19 protein-coding genes are annotated in these 20313 nt (G+C 65.3%); 12 read left to right on the top strand and 7 right to left on the bottom strand.

All coding sequences use genetic code 11. From position 1 onward, the window contains the following. The first annotated feature begins 49 nt into the window (after positions 1-49). The 6 genes from C4S73_RS21215 (at position 50) to C4S73_RS21190 (ending at position 5030) form a co-directional block, all read left to right on the top strand. On the top strand, positions 50-400 hold the full coding sequence (locus C4S73_RS21215; protein WP_103874529.1) for a hypothetical protein: 351 nt from the start codon (positions 50-52) through the stop codon (positions 398-400). 117 nt (positions 401-517) lie between these two features. Next, positions 518-1264 (top strand): arginyltransferase, encoded by a 747-nt coding sequence (locus tag C4S73_RS21210; RefSeq protein WP_103874528.1) that lies wholly within the window; start codon positions 518-520, stop codon positions 1262-1264. A gap of 116 nt (positions 1265-1380) precedes the next feature. Next, entirely contained in the window at positions 1381-1755 is a 375-nt protein-coding gene (locus tag C4S73_RS21205; protein ID WP_103874527.1) for a hypothetical protein, read from the top strand. A 37-nt stretch (positions 1756-1792) separates the two neighbouring features. Beyond that, positions 1793-3154 carry a PepSY-associated TM helix domain-containing protein gene (locus C4S73_RS21200; protein ID WP_103874526.1) on the top strand — a complete coding sequence of 454 codons (1362 nt, stop codon included), beginning with the start codon at positions 1793-1795 and terminating at the stop codon, positions 3152-3154. Between the two features lie 156 nt (positions 3155-3310). Continuing rightward, positions 3311-4333 carry a DUF2336 domain-containing protein gene (locus C4S73_RS21195; protein ID WP_103874525.1) on the top strand — a complete coding sequence of 341 codons (1023 nt, stop codon included), beginning with the start codon at positions 3311-3313 and terminating at the stop codon, positions 4331-4333. 91 nt (positions 4334-4424) lie between these two features. Continuing rightward, positions 4425-5030: an outer membrane protein gene (locus C4S73_RS21190; protein ID WP_146071457.1), complete on the top strand. Its 606-nt coding sequence runs from the start codon at positions 4425-4427 to the stop codon at positions 5028-5030. A 316-nt stretch (positions 5031-5346) separates the two neighbouring features. On the opposite strand, the gene parC is transcribed toward C4S73_RS21190, so the two are convergent. Next, a complete protein-coding gene (gene parC / locus C4S73_RS21185) occupies positions 5347-7593 on the bottom strand; it encodes a DNA topoisomerase IV subunit A (protein ID WP_103874523.1) in 2247 nt (748 codons plus the stop codon). A 134-nt stretch (positions 7594-7727) separates the two neighbouring features. Between parC and C4S73_RS21180 the strand changes: the two genes are divergently transcribed. Further along, positions 7728-8519 carry a DUF1003 domain-containing protein gene (locus C4S73_RS21180; RefSeq protein WP_103874522.1) on the top strand — a complete coding sequence of 264 codons (792 nt, stop codon included), beginning with the start codon at positions 7728-7730 and terminating at the stop codon, positions 8517-8519. Here C4S73_RS21180 and recO read toward each other — a convergent pair. Together recO and C4S73_RS21170 are read right to left on the bottom strand one after the other, a co-directional pair. Further along, positions 8426-9169 (bottom strand): DNA repair protein RecO, encoded by a 744-nt coding sequence (gene recO / locus C4S73_RS21175; protein WP_103874521.1) that lies wholly within the window; start codon positions 9167-9169, stop codon positions 8426-8428. The genes C4S73_RS21180 and recO overlap by 94 nt on opposite strands. A gap of 129 nt (positions 9170-9298) precedes the next feature. Continuing rightward, the gene (locus C4S73_RS21170) at positions 9299-9679 is read right to left on the bottom strand and encodes a tautomerase family protein (RefSeq protein ID WP_103874520.1); all 381 of its coding nucleotides are present in this window, start codon (positions 9677-9679) and stop codon (positions 9299-9301) included. 117 nt (positions 9680-9796) lie between these two features. Between C4S73_RS21170 and C4S73_RS21165 the strand changes: the two genes are divergently transcribed. Next, the gene (locus C4S73_RS21165; protein WP_103874519.1) at positions 9797-10675 is read left to right on the top strand and encodes a LysR substrate-binding domain-containing protein; all 879 of its coding nucleotides are present in this window, start codon (positions 9797-9799) and stop codon (positions 10673-10675) included. Between the two features lie 274 nt (positions 10676-10949). Here the strand turns inward: C4S73_RS21165 and C4S73_RS21160 are convergent, their stop codons facing one another. The 3 genes from C4S73_RS21160 to C4S73_RS21150 form a co-directional block, all read right to left on the bottom strand. Further along, positions 10950-13166 (bottom strand): RelA/SpoT family protein, encoded by a 2217-nt coding sequence (locus C4S73_RS21160; protein ID WP_103874658.1) that lies wholly within the window; start codon positions 13164-13166, stop codon positions 10950-10952. Positions 13167-13315: 149 nt separating this feature from the next. After that, positions 13316-13708: a DNA-directed RNA polymerase subunit omega gene (gene rpoZ / locus C4S73_RS21155; RefSeq protein WP_103874518.1), complete on the bottom strand. Its 393-nt coding sequence runs from the start codon at positions 13706-13708 to the stop codon at positions 13316-13318. 102 nt (positions 13709-13810) lie between these two features. Next, positions 13811-15520 (bottom strand): ATP-binding protein, encoded by a 1710-nt coding sequence (locus tag C4S73_RS21150; protein WP_103874517.1) that lies wholly within the window; start codon positions 15518-15520, stop codon positions 13811-13813. Positions 15521-15760: 240 nt separating this feature from the next. Here C4S73_RS21150 and C4S73_RS21145 point away from each other — a divergent pair, with 240 nt between their 5' ends. The 4 genes from C4S73_RS21145 to C4S73_RS21130 all read left to right on the top strand — a co-directional run bounded on the left by C4S73_RS21145 (position 15761) and on the right by C4S73_RS21130 (position 19441). Continuing rightward, positions 15761-16510: a pyridoxine 5'-phosphate synthase gene (locus tag C4S73_RS21145; RefSeq protein WP_103874516.1), complete on the top strand. Its 750-nt coding sequence runs from the start codon at positions 15761-15763 to the stop codon at positions 16508-16510. A 123-nt stretch (positions 16511-16633) separates the two neighbouring features. Continuing rightward, positions 16634-17911: a 3-phosphoshikimate 1-carboxyvinyltransferase gene (locus tag C4S73_RS21140; protein WP_103874515.1), complete on the top strand. Its 1278-nt coding sequence runs from the start codon at positions 16634-16636 to the stop codon at positions 17909-17911. Positions 17912-17959: 48 nt separating this feature from the next. Beyond that, positions 17960-18361 carry a holo-ACP synthase gene (gene acpS, locus C4S73_RS21135; protein WP_103874514.1) on the top strand — a complete coding sequence of 134 codons (402 nt, stop codon included), beginning with the start codon at positions 17960-17962 and terminating at the stop codon, positions 18359-18361. A gap of 15 nt (positions 18362-18376) precedes the next feature. Then, positions 18377-19441, top strand: a complete 1065-nt coding sequence (locus tag C4S73_RS21130) for a DUF2332 domain-containing protein (RefSeq protein WP_244595711.1) — start codon at positions 18377-18379, stop codon at positions 19439-19441. 36 nt (positions 19442-19477) lie between these two features. Here C4S73_RS21130 and aqpZ read toward each other — a convergent pair whose 3' ends face one another. Further along, entirely contained in the window at positions 19478-20203 is a 726-nt protein-coding gene (gene aqpZ / locus C4S73_RS21125) for an aquaporin Z (protein WP_103874513.1), read from the bottom strand. Between the last annotated feature and the right edge of the window lie 110 nt (positions 20204-20313).

The following is a 20313-nucleotide window of genomic DNA, read 5'->3' as shown; positions in this document are numbered from 1 at the left end:
GCGCTTTTGTGCCTTTCTCTACGAAAGCGCCGCGCGGCGGACAAAACCGATGACAGCCGAGCCGGATCAACCCGAAAAGATCGACGCGACGTTTCGCAACGGCTCGCTGACCGCCGTCGGTATCATTCTTGGCTTCTCGCTGACATTTCTGAGCCGCTGGGCCGCCAACCCCAATGACTGGGGCCGGTTGGACAGCCTCCCTCTGGTGTTGCTTGCCGTCGGGATCGGCATGCAGGTCAAGGCATTCGCCGATCTTATGGGCCGGGATTCGCTGCTCGTGGCGCGCTACGATCGAGCCAAGCGCATTTTCATGATCGGGCTTCTCATGATGGCGCTTGGCGTCACGGCGGCGCTCGCCAGCGACATTTTCGGGCTCAGCAAGCAGACGATGTTCGGCTGACCTGGGCTAAGTTGATGCGGCACCCGAAACCGAGACGTGAAACAACTCTACGGTGCTTGTTGCTGCCGCCTGTGCTGCTACACTGACTTGCAAAGCGGCTTCCGGAGCGAACCGAACGTGACGCGCCCGTTGCGGGATGCCCCGCAATTCTACCTGACGTCGCCAACCGCGTGCCCTTACCTGCCCGGGCGCGAGGAGCGGAAGGTGTTTACGCATCTGGTCGGCGCGCGGGCGCGCGACCTCAACGACGTCCTCAGCCAGGGCGGCTTCAGGCGCTCGCAGAGCATCGCCTATCGCCCCGCCTGCGAGACCTGCCGATCCTGCGTCTCGGTGCGCGTCTGCGTCGACGATTTCCGGCCGTCACGCAGTTTCCGCAGGGTGCTTTCCCACAATAGCGACCTGATCGGGGAGGCCCTGCCGCCGCAGCCGCGCTCCGAGCACTACTCGCTGTTCCGCTCCTATCTCGACGAGCGCCACCCCGATGGCGGGATGGCGACGATGTCGGCGCTCGATTTCGCCATGATGATCGAGGACACCCATGTCCAGACCACGCTGATCGAATACCGCCGGCGCGGCCCCGATAGCGGCTTCACGGGACGCGGACAGGGCGACCTCTTCGCGATGGCGCTGACCGACACGTTGAATGACGGGCTCTCGATGGTCTATTCGGTCTTCGACCCCGGGCTTGAGGCGCGCTCGCTCGGCACCTTCATGGTGCTCGATCATATCGAGCGCGCGCGCCGGCTCGGCCTGCCCTACGTCTATCTCGGCTATTGGGTCGATGGTTCGCCCAAGATGTCCTACAAGGCACGCTTCCGGCCGCAGGAGCGGCTGATGCAGCAGGGCTGGGAACGCGTCGACTGAGGCGGGCCAGCCGCACGCCCGGTTATCGCCGCGGCATGGCGACGCGCTGCGATCGACCATACCGGCCCCCGATTGACCCGCCTCGCACCCGGCCTTACCGCAGTGAGATGGGTGGGATGAGACAGCAAGCGGGCTGGCGACACGGCGCAATCGTGCTGGTCGCGGTCTATGTGCTTATCCTGCAGGGCGTGCTCGCGGCGCTCAGTGCCGGGCTTGCGGCCCAGCGCCCGCCCGACCTCCTGCATGTGCTGTGTTCTCCGAGCAGCCAGGCGCAGCCCGCCTCGCCCGAGGGGTCCGCGCCTGTTCCGGATTGCTGCAGCACCGGCTGCCTCGCAATGGCAACGTCGCTGCCGCCTGTCGGGCTGCATTTTGTCAGGCAGCGTCCGGCGCTGCCTGTCGCAGTCGCCTTTGCGCGTCCCAATACGTTTCCGCCCAGCCACGCCCGGCCGGCCTACCCGCTCGGCGCGCGAGCGCCGCCTTTTCCCGCCTGAAGCGACCACCTTTCCTTCAGACCGGGATATCCAAGCCATGACCTCCGTTTTCTCGGCGGATGCCGCGCGTGATCGCGCCGGCACTCGCACCGCTTCCTTCTGCCGCGCCGTCTGGCGCTGGCACTTCTATGCGGGGTTGCTGACCCTGCCTTTCCTCATCCTGCTCGCCACCACAGGCGGGCTCTATCTGTTTCGCCATCAGATCGACGGTTTCATCCATAGCGATCTCAAGCAGGTCGAGATGCGCAGCGCCGAGCAACGGCCGGCGAGCGAGATCGTCGCCAGGGCGCTCGCCAGCTTTCCCGGCAGGGCTGTGAAATACGTGCCGCCCGAAACCGCCGCTGCGTCGGCCGAGGTCACGATCCGCGACACCACCGGCATGCGGATGGTCGTCTATGTCGACCCTTACGACGCCCGCGTGCTCGGGCAGATCCCCGACAAGGGCACGATCATGTGGATCGTGCGGCAGATTCACAGCCTCGCCTATTTCGGGCCGATCGCGAACGGCGTCATCGAGATCGTCGGCGGCTGGTCGATCCTGCTCGTCGCGACCGGCATCTTTCTGTGGTGGCCGCGCAAGCGCAGCGGCGGCGTCGTCTCCGTGCGGGGCAAACCGCAACAGCGCCTGTTCTGGCGCGATCTCCATGCCGTCACCGGCGCCTTTGCCGGGCTGTTCATCGTCTTCCTGGCGCTTTCGGGAATGCCCTGGTCGGTGCTCTGGGGCTCCAAGGTCAATGAATGGGCCAACGGCAACAATTTCGGCTATCCGGCCGGCGTGCGCGTGAATGTGCCGATGTCGGACGAGCATCTGCACCATGCCGGGCCGACATCCTGGTCGCTGGAACAGGCGAAGATGCCGGAATCGACGCAGACCTCGGCGGGGCCGATCGACCTCGACGCAGCCGTCGCCAAATTCGATGCGCTTGGGCTCATGCGGGGCTATGCGGTCAACATTCCGGCTGGTCCGCAAGGCGTGTACACCGGGTCGGTGTATCCCGACGACATGACACGCCAGCGCGTGATCCATCTCGACCAATACAGCGGCAACGTGCTGATCGATATGGGGTTTGCCGATTACGGACCGCTCGGCAAGGCCCTGGAATGGGGCATCAACGTCCATATGGGACAGGAATTCGGGCTGGCGAACAAGCTGGTGATGCTCGCGGTCTGCCTCGCCATCATCCTGCTGGCGCTTTCAGCCGGCGTGATGTGGTGGAAACGCCGGCCGTCAGGCTCGATGGGCGTGCCGCCCTTGCCGGCGCATCCTTCGGCGCTGCCGGTCGTGGTCGCCATGCTTGCGATCGGTGGCGTGATCTTTCCGCTGGTCGGCGCATCGCTGGTCGCGATGGTGCTGATCGACTGGCTGACGACCCGAAACACTGCCACAAAAAGAATCTAACCTATAAAAATGCACTCATTCCGAGACGGGCTCGGAAATATCAATCGCGGAACGGACGCTTGAGCGTCCGTTCTTCTAAAAACTGCCGATCATTTTAAGAGTAAATCAAGCCGAACCGACGCAGGCTGGCATGCCAACATTGGCTGGGGAGCCTTCATGCTGCGTTCACTGACCCGGATGCCTGCCGACATGTCGTCGGATTCGCGCCGGCAACTGCTCAACGCAGTCACGGATCTATTCCTGCTTGATCAGGAGCCCAGCGATCTCGCCAAGGAGCATTACGGCGAAATCGCGATGCATTCGCTCTCGAATCTGGAAAGCGATGCCCGCAAGGGCTATGCCGAACAGGTCGCCGCAGTGCCGACGCTGCCTCACAAGGTGGCCGTGACCCTGGCTGGCGATACGAATGCCGATGTCGCGCGCCTCGTCCTGACCCTTTCCCCAGTGCTCACCGATACCGACCTTGCCGCCATCGCGGTCAGCCAGTCGCAGCAGCATCTCGTGGCGATCGCGGAACGCGCGCGGCTGTCGGAGGGGCTGACCGATATTCTGGTCGAGCGCGGCGACCGCACCGTCCTGCACACCGTCAGCGCCAATGAAGGCGCGCAATTCTCCGATACCGGCTTCGAGCGGCTGCTGGAGCGCGGTGGCGACGACAGCGACATAGCGACGGCGCTCTCGCAGCGCTCGGACCTTGCTTCCAACCGCGCTCAACGCGTTCTGCGGATCGTCGAGCAGCTTTCCGAGAGTTCCGACAGCTCTGCCCAACCCAACAAGGCACAGCTGGTGGTGCGGCATGCCAGGCAGCAGCGTTTCGAGGTCCGGCTTCTCATCGCCGACCTCGTTGCCAAAGTCCGCGAAGTCGACGACGTGCTGCTCATGCTGGCCGATGAAGATCGCGCCTATCACCTGGCGCAGGTTCTGGCGCAGATCTCCGATATCGGCACGGAACAGGCCCTGCGCGTGCTGATGCAGCGGGATGCCAGCGGGATCGCCGTGCTATGCCGCTCGCTCGGCGTCGGCGAAGAGGCCTTTCGCGCGATCCTGAATTTGCGCGCCCGGCGCCTCTACTTCTCGTCGCAAGACATCGACGACGACGTCCTCGACTATGGCAAACTCGACCCTGCCACCGCCGACCGCACGCTCCGCTTCTTGAAGCTCAAGACCAAGATCGGCTGACCGGCGGCCAGGCCACCTGCCACAAATCCGCGACATTCGCCGGCCCACATGCTAGCCTGATCAAGGGACTTTGCGCGAGGACGCCTTCGACGTGAGATTTTCGCTGCTTTCCGGTGCGCTTTGCGCGTTCGTGCTCGGCGCTGGTGGAGCCCAGGCCCAGGCGTTCCTGCCATTCGACGGCTTTGCACCGCTTCCCTCCTTTGCCTGGTCCGAGCCCACGCTCTCGCCCGGCGGCGTGAAATGGGATGGCTCCTACGCCCGGATTTCCAGCGGCTTCCAGGTCACCAGCTCGAAACGGCTGGGCACCAATGCCGGGCCGACATTCGGCCTCGAAGCCGGCACGATGCGGCGCGAGGGCAATTTCGTTTATGGCGTAGTAGGCGCGGTCGAATACATGCCCGCGATTGGCGGCTATGGTACGCCGAGCTTCGGCAATGTCGCCTATACCCGCGATTTCGCGGGCGCCTTCCAGATCAAGGCCGGCGTGCTCGCGGCGGAAAACGTGCTGATCTACACCAAGGTCGGCATGTCCGCCGCCAACGAAACGACGCGCTATGGCGCGTCGCCCTTCTCCGGCCCGTTCTCGCGCAGCGACATCGCCGTGCGCCCAGAGGCGCGCGCCGGCATCGAATGGGCCGTGACGAACAATGTCACGCTGGGGCTCGAAGTCGGCGTCGTCGGCCAGGCGATCCGCTGAGGATTTGCCGCTGAGGATTTGATTCAAGCGGTTGCGGGGTTGATTCCGGACCTGGCTCCAAGCGGCTGACAACGTAACGGTTTTCTTTCTCCGCCTTTTCAAAGCAGAGCGCGGGGAACCCCTCTCCTGTAAGGAGAGGGGCAGGGGTGAGGTGTAGGCCCCCGGACGTTTTGGCTGTGAGCTGACGGCGGCCATCTCCAGGATAGCTGGTCGAGCGGTCGACCCCTCACCCTGCCCTCTCCCTACGGGACAGGGTTCCCCGCGGGAACTTGTTTTTGGACAGCGCGCGGCCTGCAACGGGAGAAGCAAACGGTCGCTACCCCCCGAATTTGTTGTTCTTCGGGAAGCCCTTGGGCGGCAGGCGGCCGGCTTCCGCGCGGTGTCCGAGCCATTCCATCAGCTCGGTCTGCGCCACCGTCCAGGTCCGGCCGGAGGTGTCGAGCCAAGTCAGCCCGTCCGCCAGCTTGAAGACCTTCGCGTCCGAGACGCCGCCATCCTTGTAGCGCTGCAGGCGCACGCCCTTGCCGCGCGCCATCTCCGCCACTTCCGAGATCGGGAAGCAGATCAGCTTGCGGTTCTCGCCGATGATCGCGACATGGTCCCCTTCCGCCGGCACGGCCAGCAAAGCGGCGACGGGCGCCTCCACGTTCAGGACCTGCCGGCCCTTGCGGGTGTTGGCGACGATCTCGTCGGTCAAGCCGACGAAGCCGCGACCGTCCGACGTCACCATCAACAGCTTGAGGCCCGGCCGATAGGGGAAGGCCGAGACAATCTCGGCGGTTTCCTCGAGTTCGATCATCAGCCGGATCGGATCGCCGAAGCCGCGCCCGCCGGGCAGCTTGGATGCCTCCAGGGTGAACACCTTGCCGTTGGACGCCAGCACCAGGATCTTGGCGGTCGTCTCCGTGAAGAAGGCGGTGCGCAGGCCGTCATCGCCCTTGAAGGTCAGGGTCGCATAGTCCTGGACATGGCCCTTGAGAGCCCTGATCCAGCCCTTCTTCGAGATCACCACGGTCACCGGCTCGCGCTCGATCATCGCCTGGGTCAGGTCGACATCGGTCGTATCGGGCATGTCGGCGAAGCTGGTGCGGCGCTTGCCGATCGCGGTCTCCGGTCCGAAATGCTTCTTCACCTCGCGGATATCATGCGAGATCATCTTCCACTGGGTGACGTCGGAGGCGAGCAAACCCTCGATCTGGCCCTTTTCGACGGTGAGTTCGTCGAGCTCGGTCTTGAGCTGCATCTCCTCGAGCTTGCGCAGGGCGCGCAGCCTCGTGTCGAGGATGGCGTTGGCCTGAACCTCGCTGAGCTCGAAGAAGCGCATCAGCTCGATCTTCGGCTCGTCCTCCTCGCGGATGATCTTGATGACGCGATCGAGGTCGAGATAGACGATCAGCAGGCCGCGCAGGATCTCCAGCCGCTTCTCGATCTGGCCGAGACGGAAGCGCGAGCGCCGCAGCAGCACCTCGCGGCGGTGGTCGAGCCAGGCGCGCAGGGCTTCGTTCAGCCCGAGCACACGCGGGACCAGCCCACCCGTCAGCACGTTCATGTTCATGGAAATGCGCGCTTCGAGCTCGGAGAGCCGGAAGAGCGATTCCATCATCAGATTGGCGTCGACATTACGGGCGCGCGGCTCGATGACGACGCGGATGTCCTCGGCGGATTCGTCCCGCAGGTCGGCGACGAGCGGCAGTTTCTTGTCGTTGAGCAGCTCGGCGATCTTTTCGATCAGCCGGCCCTTCTGCACCATGTAGGGGATTTCGGTGACGACGACCTGCCAGGCGCCGCGCTCGAGCTCCTCCTTGACCCAGCGCGCCCTTGTGCGGAAGGCGCCGCGCCCGGTGCGGTAGTTCTCGGCCATCGAGGCCCGGCTCTCGACGATGATGCCGCCGGTCGGGAAATCCGGCCCGGGCACGAAAGTCATCAGCTGCTCGGAGGTCGTCTCCGGATGCTGGATCAGATAGAGCGCGGCGTCACAGAGCTCGGCGGCGTTATGAGGCGGGATCGAGGTCGCCATGCCGACCGCGATACCCTGCGAGCCGTTGGCAAGCAGGTTCGGGAAGGCGGCCGGGAGGACGATGGGTTCCTCATCCTCGCCATTATAGGTCTCGCGGAAATCGACCGCGTCCTCTTCGATGCCGTCAAGCAGGAGGCGAGCGACCTCGGTCATCCGCGCCTCGGTGTACCGATAGGCGGCCGCATTATCGCCGTCGATATTGCCGAAATTGCCCTGTCCATCGACGAGCGGGTAGCGCTGCGCGAAATCCTGGGCGAGGCGGACCAGCGCGTCATAGACCGACTGGTCGCCATGCGGGTGGAACTTACCGATGACGTCGCCAACGATGCGGGCGCATTTCTTGTGGACCTGGCCCGGGTCGAGCCTGAGCAGGCGCATGGCGTGCAGGATCCGGCGGTGAACGGGCTTCAGCCCGTCGCGCGCATCCGGCAAGGCGCGATGCATGATGGTGGACAGCGCATAGGCAAGGTAGCGCTCTTCGAGCGCCGTCTTCAGATCGATGCGCTCGGATTCGTCCTCCGGCGGCGGATCGACCGGTTTTCCCATTTACGTGCCTACCTCTGCTGCGACGATGACGCCGTCTCTATCGCATAGCGCGAATCGCCCGGCTAGAACGATGCCGAGCCGTATCACTGCGCGCAATCGCCCCATACGATCAGATCACAGCGGAGAACGACGCCATGAAAGAGTCTGCATCGAGTGCCGTTCAGGCGACTTGCGCGCTGACGGGGCGCAAGCTGCCGCGACGGGAACTCGTCAGCCTCGATCATCTGCGGCCGGCGCTCGCCGATGCCATCCGCGAAGACCATCCCGAACTGGCTGCGGACGCGCTGATCGGCCAGGACCAGGTGGCGCTTTATCGGTCGCGCTATGTCAACCAGATGCTCGTGACCGAACGAGGGGAGTTGAGCGACCTCGACCAGCAGGTCGCGCAAAGCCTGGCCCGCTCGGAGCTGATCACCACCAATACGGATGATGAAATCGACCGCGGGCGGACCTTCGGCCAGCGCCTGGCCGATATCGTCGCCAGTTTTGGGGGCAGCTGGAGCTTCCTGATCTCGTTTGGGATCGTCATCGCCTTCTGGATGGCGCTCAATGTCGCGGGCGCCACGACCTTCGACCCCTACCCCTTCATCCTGCTCAACCTGCTGCTGTCCTGCCTTGCGGCCGTGCAGGCCCCGGTGATCATGATGAGCCAGCAGCGGCAGGAGGCGAAAGACCGCGCCCGCTCGCGCAACGACTACCAGGTCAACCTCAAGGCCGAGCTCGAGATCAGGCACCTCCATGAGAAGATGGACCATCTCGTCAACCGGCAATGGCAAAGGCTGGCGGAAATCCAGGAGGTGCAGATCGAACTGCTGCAGGAGCTGCGCAGCGCTCAGACCTCCGACGCCAAGGATGCGCGCGCCGCGATCTCGACCAGCCGCGCCCGCTCCGGCGTTTCGCCCAAGCCGCGCGGCTCGAAGACGTGACGGCGCAGGAAATAGCCGGTCAGTGCAAAGCCCGCCGCGATGTCGGCTGCAGCAGGTGCGCGCGCGCCCTGCCCTTCGGCGAGGAAGGCCGGTAGCGCCAGCAGCCGATCGCGCCAGGGTTCGGCGGCCTTCCGGCTGACCGCCTTGCCCGATTTCGGCGAGACATGGCTGAGATCGTCGGGGCTGCCCGTCACCGCGCAGCGCGAAAAATCGAGACCGAAGCCGAGTTCGGCCAGCATCGCCACCTCGAAACGCACGACCAATGCAGGCGCAAGGCGCGGTTCGTCGAGATGTTCGACGAGCACGGACAGGCCCTCATAGAGCGCAAAATGCGGATCGCGCTCGGGCAGCAGGCGCAATAAGGCGGCGACCGTCGCTAATCCATAGAGCGCAACCGGCGCCGAAATCAGCCTCGCGGCATGGGACGCCAGCAGCTCGACCTTGTACTCGCCGAGATGCTCGTCGAGCCGCGCGCGCCAGGTCAGCGAGACGGAATTGCCGGGCTGCAGCACGGGCTGGACCTTTGACGAGCGCCCGCCGCGCACGAGGCCGAGATGCCGGCCATGCTCACGCGTCATCGCCTCCAGGATCACGGCGCTCTCGCCATGCTGCCTGACCCCGATGATCGTGCCCTCGTCGGTCCATTCCATCTGGAAGGGTTTAGGGCCGCTCGTTCAGCACGGCAATTTCATCCTCGCCGTCACCCCGTCAGAACTCAGCGGAAAGCCGGGTTCATCCCTTCTTTCGCGGGATGACGGCGCACCGCCGGCAAAACCGCCTTACGCATATTGCGCGACGCCCGCCCCGAACGACCAGTTCTCGCGCGTCGTCTCGATGAGGTTGATGAAGATATCGTCGGGCCTCAAGCCCGGCTCGCGGCGCAGATTCTCCGCGATCGCCGCAAACAGCGCCTTCTTCTGCGTGACGCCGCGCGAACTGCTGACGGTGATCTGAATGATCACCATCGCGTCTGATCGCGCGAAGCCGAAGTAATTGGCGTTATAGACGAACTCCTCGGCGTCATGCTGGTGGATCACGGCGAAAAGATCGTCCTGCGGCACCTCGAAGGTCTCGCGCAGCGCCTTGTAGATGCCGTCGACGATCGCGGCGGGCTCAGAGGCAGGGCGGCCTCTCCTCATGGAAATACGGATTAGAGGCATGGTCGAACTCCGTTGCGATGCGGGCCGAGCGGCGCCGCTGACGATGCGAAGTTAGGCTTGAACCGATCATCTGAAAATAGTATTTCTGGTGATATCAAAGATATGGATTTGCGATTTATGGCAACGGCATCCCTTGATATCGAAGCCGTCTCGGCCTTCCTGCGGACGGCCGAATTGGCAAGTTTCACGCGCGCAGCCGAGGCGCTTGGATCGACGCAATCGCTCGTCAGCACACGGATCAAACGGCTGGAGAGCAGTCTCGGCCGGCTGCTGCTGCAGCGTCATCCGCGGCTTGTCAGGCTGACGCCGGAGGGCGAACGCTTTCTGCCGGCGGCGCGGGAGTTGATGGCAGCCCACGGCCGCGCGCTGTCGGCCTTCACCGACGCCGCCGAGCACGTCGCACTCGGCATCAGCGAGCAGGCTGTCGGGCCCGATATTCCCACCGTGCTGGCGCGACTAGGCGCGCGCGAGCCCGGTCTCGTCATCAGCCTGCGCATCGAGCCTTCCGGTGCGCTGGAACGCGCCTTCGAGGCCGGAGAGCTCGATGTCGCGCTGATCCGCCGGTTCGGCCCCGGCCGCAGCGGCGAGGTTCTGTGCGAGGAGGGTTTTGGCTGGTTTGCTGCGGCAAACCAGGTCCAGCGGCCGCTGGAGCCACTCCCTCTGGTGACGCTCGTCGCGGAATGTGGGCTGCGGCGGCTGGCCATGGATGCGCTCGCGCAAGCTCGTCTGCCCTGGCGCGAGGCCTTCATCGGCGGCGGCATGGCGGCGGTTATGGCCGCAGTCACGGGCGGCCTCGGTGTCACTCCGCTGGCCACGCGCATGGCGCCGGCCGGCACTGTCGATGTCGGACCCGCCTGGGGACTGCCGACGCTGGGCAGGTCGGAGGTGGTTCTGCGCAGCCAGGTGACGACGCCGCGCGCGAGAGCCCTGGTGCGGGAGCTGGCTGCGGCGTTCCGGCCGCAGCGGAGAGTAGCGCCCCTTGAGCCCTCATCCTGAGAGGTTGGGCGAGAATGTCGTGAACGATTTCAGTCGTTTGGCGTTTCGCATCGAAACGCGCCGTCATCCCGGGCGACCGCAGGGAGACCCGGGATCCATTCCGGAGCGCTTGCCGGTGGGGTTCCGGAATGGATCCCGGATCTCCGCTTCGCTGCGTCCGGGATGACAGTGCGTTTTCCGCTGATGTTCAGGTCCTTGAAAACTGAGATATCATTATCGGCCAGACTCTCAGGATGAGGGCTGAAGGTGAATGCGCGCCAGTCGCGCTCGCCTCCTACCCCACCACCCTCTCAACCCGGCTGATCACCCGTTTCTCGCGCAATTCGCTGATGATGGCGCTGAGATGCTTCAGGTCCCAGACCGTCAGGTCGATGGTGACATTGGTGAAGTCCGGGTTGGGCCGGTTCATCGCGACGGCGTCGATATTGCCGTCATGCTCGGCGATGGTCGTCGTGATCTGCGCCAGCGAGCCCGGCTCGTTGATCGAGTTCAGCATGATGCGCGCGGGAAAGCGCTGCGGCGCCTTGTCGTCGAGATCCCAGCGGACATCGAGCCAGCGCTCGGGCTCGTTGTCGAAGGCGGCCAGTGCGGTCGACTGGATCGGATAGATCGTGACGCCCTCGCCCGGCGTCAGGATGCCGACGATGCGGTCTCCCGGCACCGCTCCGCCATCGGGCGCAAAGCGCACGGGCAGATCCCCGCCCAGGCCGCGGATCGGAATCGCGTCTTCGCCGGGTGTCTCGCCGGGGAGCTTGAATTTGAGGTTGTCGCCCTTGCGAAGCTCGAACCAGCCCTTGCCATTGCCAGTGCCCGCTCCAGCCTTGGGCTCGGGCGGGCCGCGCTTCTCCGGCTCCAGATCGGGATAGACGGCCTTCACGACGTCGCCGGAATACATCTCGCCACGACCGACGGCTGCCAGCACGTCATCGACGGCGGTGCGGGCCAGGCGCTTCAGAGCCGCCTTGAGCTTGTCATCGGAGAAGGGGCGCTCCGCCCGGCTGAAGGCGCGCTCCAGGATCTGGCGGCCAAGCCCGGCATATTGGCGGCGCACGGCCGTACGCGTGGCGCGGCGGATAGCGGCGCGGGCCTTTCCGGTGACGACGAGCGATTCCCAGGCGGCCGGTGGGGCCTGGCCCTCGGCACGGGTGATCTCGACCTCGTCGCCATTCTGCAACTCGGTCAGCAATGGTGCGATGCGGCCGTTGATCTTGGCGCCGACGGCGCTGTTGCCGACATCAGTATGAACGGCATAGGCAAAGTCGATCGGGGTCGCGCCGCGCGGCAGCGCGATCAGCCGGCCCTTCGGCGTGAAGCAGAAGACCTGATCGTGGAAGAGTTCGAGCTTGGTGTGCTCGAGGAACTCCTCCGGGCTGTCGCCCTCGGCCAGCAGGTCGACCGTGCGCCTCAGCCACTGATAGGCCCGGCTTTCATCGGCGAACTGGGTCAGCTCGGCGGCACGGCCGTCCTTGTAGTGGGCATGGGCGGCAATGCCGTATTCGGCGATGCGGTCCATCGTGTCGGTGCGGATCTGCAATTCGACGCGGCTATGGCCGGGACCGACCACAGTGGTGTGGATCGAGCGGTAGTCGTTCTGCTTGGGCGTGGAGATGTAGTCCTTGTAGCGGCCCGGCACCATCGGCCAGGTCATGTGCACGATGCCGAGCACGCGATAGCAGTCCTCCGGCGAATCCACGATGACGCGGAAGCCGAAAATGTCGGAGAGCTGCTCGAAGGAGACCGATTTGCGCTCCATCTTCTTCCAGATCGAATAGGGGCGCTTGCGCCGCCCCAGCACCTGAGCCTGGATCCCGCGCGCGGCGAGCTTGTCCTTCAGGTCCTTCTCGATCGCGCTGATGACCTTGCCCTCGCGCTCGGTCACCTCTTCCAGCCGCTTTGTGACCGTGGCGTGCGCCTCGGGCTTGATATGGCGGAATGCCAGTTCCTCAAGCTCCTCGCGCAGCTCCTGCATGCCCATGCGGCCGGCGAGCGGCGCATAGATCTCGGCGGTTTCCTCGGCGATGCGCAGGCGCTTCTCAGGCGCGACGAAATGCAGGGTGCGCATGTTGTGCAGGCGGTCGGCGAGCTTGACCAGGAGCACGCGGACATCGTCGACGATCGCTAGCAGCAGCTTGCGGAAATTCTCGCCCTGCGCGGCTTTCTTGGAGACGAGATCGAGCTTCTTGATCTTGGTGAGCCCGTCCACCAGCCGGCGGATATCGGGCCCGAACATGCTCTCGATCTCTTCGAGCGTGGCAGCGGTATCCTCGACGGTGTCATGCAGCACGGCAGCGACGATAGTCGCGTCATCGAGCTTCAGATCGGTGAGGAGGGCTGCAACTTCGAGCGGATGGGCGAAGAAGGGGTCGCCGGAGGCGCGTTTCTGCGTGCCGTGCGCGCGCATGGCATAGACATAGGCCCGGTTGAGCAGGTCCTCGTCGGTATTCGGATTGTAGCTCCTGACCCGGTCAACGAGCTCATATTGCCGCATCATGCCCATGCGGGCCCCTGTAACGCCTGCCTAAGATTGCAATGATCGAATATCGGCTTGGGCGGTTCGGGCGGCAAGGAGCAATCTCACAAGGCGGGCATGAAAAAGCCCGGCAGTGCCGGGCTTTAGCGAAGTCTGGTGAACGGTTTCGTTCAGTCTTCGTCGTCGGCGCTCTCGGTCGGCGGCACCAGACCGTCGAGGCCGCGCAGCAGATCGTCTTCGCTCATGCGGTCGAACTGGACCTCGGAATCCGGGGTCGCCGAATTCGGAACGGAGGTGGTGAGCAGCGGCACGGTCTCGGCCTCGGGCTCGTCGACCTCGACATGCTTCTGCAGCGAGTGGATCAGGTCTTCCTTCAGATCCTCCGGCTTCAGCTTCTCGTCGGCGATCTCGCGCAGGGCGACGACAGGGTTCTTGTCGTTGTCGCGGGGAACCAGAATCGACGAGCCGGACTGGATCATCCGCGCGCGATGGCTGGCGAGGAGCACCAGCTCGAAGCGGTTGTCGACCTTGTCGATGCAATCTTCAACGGTAACGCGAGCCATGGGCGGCTCCTTCTGATCTCAGCGATGCAGGGAAGTTGTGTTGCCCGGCCTTACAGCCAAAGCCGACAGGATGCAAGATTTTGCTGGCCGCGCGCCAGCTCGTCAGCTGCGCATGCGCCTGATCATCTCATCGAGACCGAGTTCGCCGCGCCCTGCGCCATCGGCAGTGCGCACCGTCGCCATCGACGGCAGCTCGTGCGGCTGGAGCTGGGCAAAGCGCATCCGCATCGTCGTGGCGACGCCCTCGCCGAAAACGATCGCCTCGCGGTTGCCGATCGAGGACAGGAAGTTGATCGTGCTCGCAGAGGCATCGGCTATGGCCGAGCGGATGATCTGCTGGTCGCGCTCGTTCGACAGCCGCATTGCGAAGATCGTCGAGCATTGCGACAAGATCGTCGGGTCCAGTTCGCCCGGCCGCTGCGTCACCACGCCGAGATAGGCGCCGTATTTGCGGCCCTCCTTGGCGATGCGCGCGATGGCCTGACGGGTCGGTGCGAAGCCGAGCGCGGGGTCGGACGGCACATAGCGATGCGCCTCCTCGCACAGCACCAGGACTTCATAGGCGCCCTGGCTGGCGACCGCGACATCGAAAGCGAGCCGCGACAGAACCGATGCGACGGCATTGACGACATCGGCCGGCAGGCCGCCGAGCTGAAACGCCGTGATCGGCCGGCCATGATGCGGCACGCGGAAGACATGCCCGACGATCGGCGCGATGGTCTCATACATGTTGGCGCGAGCGAACATGAAGCGATAGCGCGGGTCGTTATAGAGCGCCTCCAGCCGGACCTTGAGCGAGCGTAGCGAGGCGCGCGGCCAGCGGATTTCGTGCAGCCCGATCAGTTCGTCGATGATCGCGAAGGCGTCCTTCATCCGGTAGGGCGTCGAAGGGTCGATCGCGCTGCTCGTTGCTTCCGGCGCGCTGCGAGATCCGGCGAAGTCGAGCGGGCGCTTGAGCAGCGTCGAACCGAGATCCCGCGCCAGATCATGTACAGCAGGCAGCCGATAGCGGCCGCGTGCGGAGGCGACGACCTCGCGCAGGATGTCGCCCTCCTCCTCCATCGCCGGGCGGCCGCGGAAAACGACGTCGCTGAGTTCTTCGATCTTGAACATCCAGAACGGCAGATCGAGCGCATCGCCATCGATCGTCAGGGCCAGATCGGGAAAGGCGTTGGCGTACTCATTGTGAGGATCGAGAATCAGCACGCGCAGGCGCGGCCGCACCGCGACCGACCTGCGCAGCAGCAGGGCTACCGCGCTCGACTTGCCGACGCCGGTCGTGCCGAGCAGCGCGAAATGGCGCGACAGCATGTCCTCGACGCAAACCGTCGCGGGAATCGCGGAATCCTGCGTCAGGGCACCGATGGCCACCCCGACGCGGGAGCCGAGATCATGCACCAGCGCGAGGTCGCCGGCGCGGATACGATGGGCGATCGCGCCGATCGGCGGATAGCTCGATATGCCGCTCTGGAAGCGCGCCGAGCCGTCCGAGCTGTCGATCACCTCGCCGAGCAGTTCGACCTCGATCTGAATCGCATTGTCTCCCGCCTCTTCCCAGGCCGGCCTGACGGAGCGGAGCTCGTAGACCAGACCGACGATGCGGCTGTTCCCGAGATTGATCGAGATCATGCGGCCGATGGTCCAGGAATCCGGCCCGATCAGACCGTTTCCGGACACGGCGCCCAGGATCGTGGCGCGCGAGCCCTGGCACGAGACGACACGTCCCAAAGCCCGGTCGGGCTGCTGGCCGGCCTCACGCCGGTCCGGCGCGGCATCGGCTTCGAATGCTCCCGTCTTCACCGCAAGCTGCATTGCGCCTCACCAAATCTCGCGATCACGATCCAAAACGCTAGCGCGGAGGCCTTTACGATTGCCTATCGTGGCGCCCCGCACGTCCGGCCGCTGACGACGCGGTTACCAAATCGGCAAGACGACGCGGCCAGCTTGTGGCGAATTGATCAGTAATCGTGGGGAGGAGGATCACATTCCTTGCCTTGAGCCCGCACGATCGCGGGGCTATGCACGGCTTCCGAATTCGGGGGAATTGCATCGATGACGAGCCGGCTGCGCCTGGGCATAAATATCGATCACGTCGCGACCTTGCGGAATGCACGCGGTGGCGCCCTGCCCGATCCTGTTCGCGCCGCCCATCTCGCGATCGCGGCCGGAGCCGACGGCATCACCGCGCATCTGCGCGAAGACCGCCGCCACATCCGCGACGCCGATGTGGAGCGGCTGGCGACGGAACTGACAAAGCCGCTCAATTTCGAGATGGCCACGACCGACGAGATGCTGGCGCTCGCCGAGCGCCTCAAGCCGCATGCCGCCTGCCTCGTTCCGGAGAAGCGCGAGGAGCGCACAACCGAAGGCGGGCTCGACGTTGTCGGCCAGCAGGCCATGCTCGCGCCACGGATCGAGCGGCTGAAGGCGGCAGGCTGCCGCGTCTCGCTCTTCATCGAACCGGACCGCGCGCCCATCGCGATGGCCGTAAAACTCGGCGCGCCCGTCGTCGAACTGCACACCGGCAGCTGGTGCCATGCGGTCGTCGCCGGGGAAACCGATAAGGCGGCGTCCGAATTTCAGCGCCTTGCCGAAGGTGCAGCCTACGCCGCCTCGCTTGGGCTGGAAGTCCATGCCGGGCACGGGCTCGACTACGAGACGGCGCGGCAGCTGGCGCGCGTTTCTGATTTCGTCGAGTTCAATATCGGCCATTTTCTGATGGGAGAGGCAATCTTCGTCGGCCTGGACACCGCGATCCGCAGGATGCGATTGGCGATGGACGACGGCCGCGCCGCGATCTGATCCTGAGAGCATCGGCCCGAAAAGTGGATTGCGGTTTTCGGAAGAAGCCGATGCGAATCAAAGGCCTACGCGCCGCCATGGGCCGGTGCGTTATCCTTCCAATGACCTGAGAGGCGGAAAGCCATGAACGATCGCGACAGGCAGGCCATCACGGTCATTCCGCCGACTCATCCGCTACGCGGCCGGGTCGCCCCTCCCGGCTCGAAGTCGATCACCAACCGGGTCCTGCTGCTGGCCGCTTTGGCCAAGGGCACGAGCCATCTCACCGGCGCGCTCAAGAGCGACGACACCCGCTATATGGCCGAAGCCTTGCGCGCGATGGGCGTCACCATCGCCGAGCCTGACGAGACCAGCTTCATCGTGACTGGGGACGGCCGGTTGCGGGCGCCTGCCGCACCGCTCTTCCTCGGCAATGCCGGCACGGCGACCCGCTTTCTGACGGCGGCGGCTGCGCTGGTCGACGGGCAGGTCGTGATTGACGGCGACGCGCATATGCGCAAGCGGCCGATCGGCCCGCTCCTGACGGCTTTGCGTTCGCTGGGGATCGACGCCAGCTCGGAGACGGGCTGTCCGCCTGTCACGATTCGCGGCACGGGCGGCTTTGCGGCCGGGCGCGTCGAGATCGATGGCGGGCTTTCCAGCCAATATGTTTCGGCGCTTCTGATGATGGCCGCCTGCGGCTCGGGGCCCGTCGATATCGTGCTGGCCGGCGACGATATCGGCGCGCGCGGCTATATCGAGTTGACGCTGGCCGCGATGGCCGCCTTCGGCGCCCGGGTCGAGCAGAGCGCGTCGAGCTGGCGCGTTGCGCCGACCGGCTACCGGGCGGTGGATTTCGCGATCGAGCCCGATGCGTCGGCCGCAACCTATCTCTGGGCGGCGGAGGTGCTGACCGGCGGCGCGATCGATCTCGGCGTGCCTGCGACGGCGTTCACGCAACCGGATGCGCGCGCCTACGAGCTCATCGCGAGCTTCCCTCACCTCCCCGCGGTCATCGACGGCTCGCAGATGCAGGATGCCGTGCCGACGCTGGCGGTGCTCGCCGCTTTCAACGAGACGCCGGTACGTTTCACCGGCATCGCCAATCTTCGTGTCAAGGAATGCGACCGGGTAGCGGCGCTCGCGGTCGGCCTGTCCGAGATTTCGCCCGGCCTCGGCCGCGAAGAGGGCGACGATCTGCTGGTCGCCTCCGATCCTTCACTTGCCGGCCGGACCCTGCCGGCCTCGATCGACACCCGTGCCGACCATCGCATGGCGATGAGCTTCGCGCTGGCCGGATTGAAGGTGCATGGCATCACCATTCTGGAGTCAGACTGCGTCGCCAAGACCTATCCCGGCTACTGGTGGGCACTCGGTTCGCTCGGCGTCGCGCTCGAGGGTGACGTTCCCGAGCAGGCGTAGCTCCGAAACCACCTTCCACGGTCGGGCTTCATGCTCTAGATCGGAGCCATGATCCTCGGCATCGGCTCCGACCTCTGCGACATCACCCGCATCGAGAAATCGCTGGCGCGGTTCGGCGAACGCTTCACCCATCGCGTCTTCACCGAAGGCGAACGGGCCAAATCCGACCGGCGCTCCACGAGAGCGGCTTCATATGCACGCCGCTTCGCTGCGAAGGAGGCCTGTTCCAAGGCGCTCGGCACGGGCCTGCGTGCCGGCGTGTTCTGGCGGGACATGGAGGTCGTCAATCTGCCCGGCGGCCAGCCGACCATGCGCCTGACCGGCGGGGCGGCCGAACGGCTGAAAGCGATGACGCCGCCGGGCCATGAGGCCTTCGTTCATGTATCGCTGACCGACGACCCGCCGCTGGCGCAGGCGTTCGTCGTGATCGAGGCGCGCCCGACCAGCTGAATGGAGCGACCCGAGATGGCGCGCCCGATCGATATGTCGGCCGAAGCGGCCGCTCGCGACAATTTCGTCGGCCAGGCCGAAGCCTGTCGAAGCCTGGGCTCGCCCTTCACCGCCTCTTTCTGCGAGTTGATGGCAGCGCGGCTCGACCGCGACAGCGCCTTCGGCCGACGCGTGCTCGACTGGCCGGGCAACCCGCGCGCCGACGCGCTCGCCTTGCGCGCGGCCGGTGCCTTCAACGCATTGGCGCGTTCGGGGCGTGCGCCGGCCCTGCAGGCGCTCTATCCGCCCGCCAGGGCGGACGCCGAGCTGCTCTGGAGCGGTCTCGTCGCCGCATTGCGCGAGCACGACGCGTTCCTGACTGCCTATCTCGACAGCGCGCCACAGACCAACGAGGTCAAGCGCTGCGCCGTGCTCCTCGGCGGCGCGCTCATCATCGCGCGGGAGACGGGCATGGCGCTCGATCTTCTCGAGATCGGCGCGAGCGCCGGCCTCAATCTCGGCTTCGACGGCTATGGCTACGAACTGGGCGGCGCGAGCTGGGGCGCCTCAACAGCGCCGGTCACGGTGCGCAGCGAGTGGCGCGGCAGCGCCCTGCCGCCGCTCGACGCCTCCCTCACGATAGCGACGCGGCGCGCTTGCGACCTGAACCCGCTGGATCCGGCCAACCCGGCCGACCGCAGCCGGGTGATGTCCTATATCTGGCCCGATCAGGCCGATCGTCTCACCGCGACGGGAGCGGCGTTCGACGCGGCCGCCGCCATGCCATGGCGCGTGGAGCGGGCGGATGCAGCCGACTGGGTCGAGGCGCAGCTGTCGCAGAATGCGCCTAGCGGACGGGCGCGCGTGCTGATGCATACGATCATGTGGCAATACCTGCCCGGCACGATCCAGGGGCGCATCGCGGCCGCCATCGCCCGAGCCGGCGCGGAGGCGACAATCGAGCGCCCCTTCGCCTGGCTGCGCATGGAGGCCGACATGCAAAAGGCCAGCGCCGCCGTGACGCTGACCCTTTGGCCGGATGGGCAGGAGCGCGAGATCGCTCGTGCCGATTTTCATGGTCGTTGGGTGGAATGGCGCTGATTCGCACCGCTCCACCTCTTTCAGCTTAAGCCGATACTATTTGGAGGACGTCGTTCCAGTGACCTCGCCGTGGGGCTCGTCGCTCAGCCAGCGATAGACGATACCGCCCAACGCACCGCCGATCAGCGGCGCGACCCAGAACAGCCAGAGCTGCTGGATGGCCCAGCCACCGACGAACAGCGCCGGCCCCGTGCTGCGCGCCGGGTTTACCGAGGTGTTGGTGACGGGAATGCTGACGAGATGGATCAGGCAAAGGCCGAGGCCGATCGCGAGCGGCGCAAAGCCGGCTGGCGCCTTGCCGTGGGTCGCGCCCATGATGATGAAGAGGAAGATCATCGTCATCACGACTTCCACCAGGAAGCCTGCGAAGAGCGAATACTTGGCCGGGGAGTGATCGCCATAGCCGTTCGAGGCGAAGCCCTTGGCGAGATCGAAGCCGGGAGCGCCGCTGGCGATGAGATAGAGAACCGCCGCGCCCAGCACGGCGCCAACCACCTGCGCAACGATGTAGGGCACGACCTGATTGCCAGGGAAACGGCCGCCGGCAGCAAGCCCGACTGTCACGGCTGGATTGAGATGACAGCCCGAGATGTGGCCGATCGCATAGGCCATGGTCACCACCGACAGGCCGAATGCGAGCGAGACGCCGAGAAGGCCGATGCCGATATCGGGAATGCCGGCCGCGATGACGGCGCTACCGCAGCCCGCGAAGGTAAGCCAGAACGTGCCGATCGCTTCGGCGGCATATTTCTTTGAGCTCATGTTGATTCCCCTAGCCACAATAGAAAACTATGCTTGTTCCCGAAAACGGAAGACGTCAACGCAGGGTTTTCCCCTATTCGCGGACCATTTACTACCGATCGCGCCGTTGC

The organism is Allobosea lathyri (assembly GCF_900108245.1).
GTDB lineage: Bacteria > Pseudomonadota > Alphaproteobacteria > Rhizobiales > Beijerinckiaceae > Allobosea > Allobosea lathyri.
The sequence above is the reverse complement of the archived record's forward strand: the minus strand, read 5'-3'. Positions and strand labels throughout refer to the sequence as shown.

What these genes read in the sequence shown, in the direction of transcription:
- C4S73_RS21215 (WP_103874529.1), top strand. Translation starts at nt 50, where the DNA reads ATGACAGCCGAGCCGGATCAACCCGAAAAGATCGACGCGACGTTTCGC.
- C4S73_RS21205 (WP_103874527.1), top strand. Translation starts at nt 1,381, where the DNA reads ATGAGACAGCAAGCGGGCTGGCGACACGGCGCAATCGTGCTGGTCGCG.
- C4S73_RS21200 (WP_103874526.1), top strand. Translation starts at nt 1,793, where the DNA reads ATGACCTCCGTTTTCTCGGCGGATGCCGCGCGTGATCGCGCCGGCACT.
- C4S73_RS21195 (WP_103874525.1), top strand. Translation starts at nt 3,311, where the DNA reads ATGCTGCGTTCACTGACCCGGATGCCTGCCGACATGTCGTCGGATTCG.
- parC (WP_103874523.1), bottom strand. Translation starts at nt 7,593, where the DNA reads ATGGGAAAACCGGTCGATCCGCCGCCGGAGGACGAATCCGAGCGCATC.
- C4S73_RS21180 (WP_103874522.1), top strand. Translation starts at nt 7,728, where the DNA reads ATGAAAGAGTCTGCATCGAGTGCCGTTCAGGCGACTTGCGCGCTGACG.
- recO (WP_103874521.1), bottom strand. Translation starts at nt 9,169, where the DNA reads ATGGAATGGACCGACGAGGGCACGATCATCGGGGTCAGGCAGCATGGC.
- C4S73_RS21170 (WP_103874520.1), bottom strand. Translation starts at nt 9,679, where the DNA reads ATGCCTCTAATCCGTATTTCCATGAGGAGAGGCCGCCCTGCCTCTGAG.
- C4S73_RS21165 (WP_103874519.1), top strand. Translation starts at nt 9,797, where the DNA reads ATGGCAACGGCATCCCTTGATATCGAAGCCGTCTCGGCCTTCCTGCGG.
- C4S73_RS21160 (WP_103874658.1), bottom strand. Translation starts at nt 13,166, where the DNA reads ATGATGCGGCAATATGAGCTCGTTGACCGGGTCAGGAGCTACAATCCG.
- rpoZ (WP_103874518.1), bottom strand. Translation starts at nt 13,708, where the DNA reads ATGGCTCGCGTTACCGTTGAAGATTGCATCGACAAGGTCGACAACCGC.
- C4S73_RS21150 (WP_103874517.1), bottom strand. Translation starts at nt 15,520, where the DNA reads ATGCAGCTTGCGGTGAAGACGGGAGCATTCGAAGCCGATGCCGCGCCG.
- C4S73_RS21145 (WP_103874516.1), top strand. Translation starts at nt 15,761, where the DNA reads ATGACGAGCCGGCTGCGCCTGGGCATAAATATCGATCACGTCGCGACC.
- C4S73_RS21140 (WP_103874515.1), top strand. Translation starts at nt 16,634, where the DNA reads ATGAACGATCGCGACAGGCAGGCCATCACGGTCATTCCGCCGACTCAT.
- acpS (WP_103874514.1), top strand. Translation starts at nt 17,960, where the DNA reads ATGATCCTCGGCATCGGCTCCGACCTCTGCGACATCACCCGCATCGAG.
- C4S73_RS21130 (WP_244595711.1), top strand. Translation starts at nt 18,377, where the DNA reads ATGGCGCGCCCGATCGATATGTCGGCCGAAGCGGCCGCTCGCGACAAT.
- aqpZ (WP_103874513.1), bottom strand. Translation starts at nt 20,203, where the DNA reads ATGAGCTCAAAGAAATATGCCGCCGAAGCGATCGGCACGTTCTGGCTT.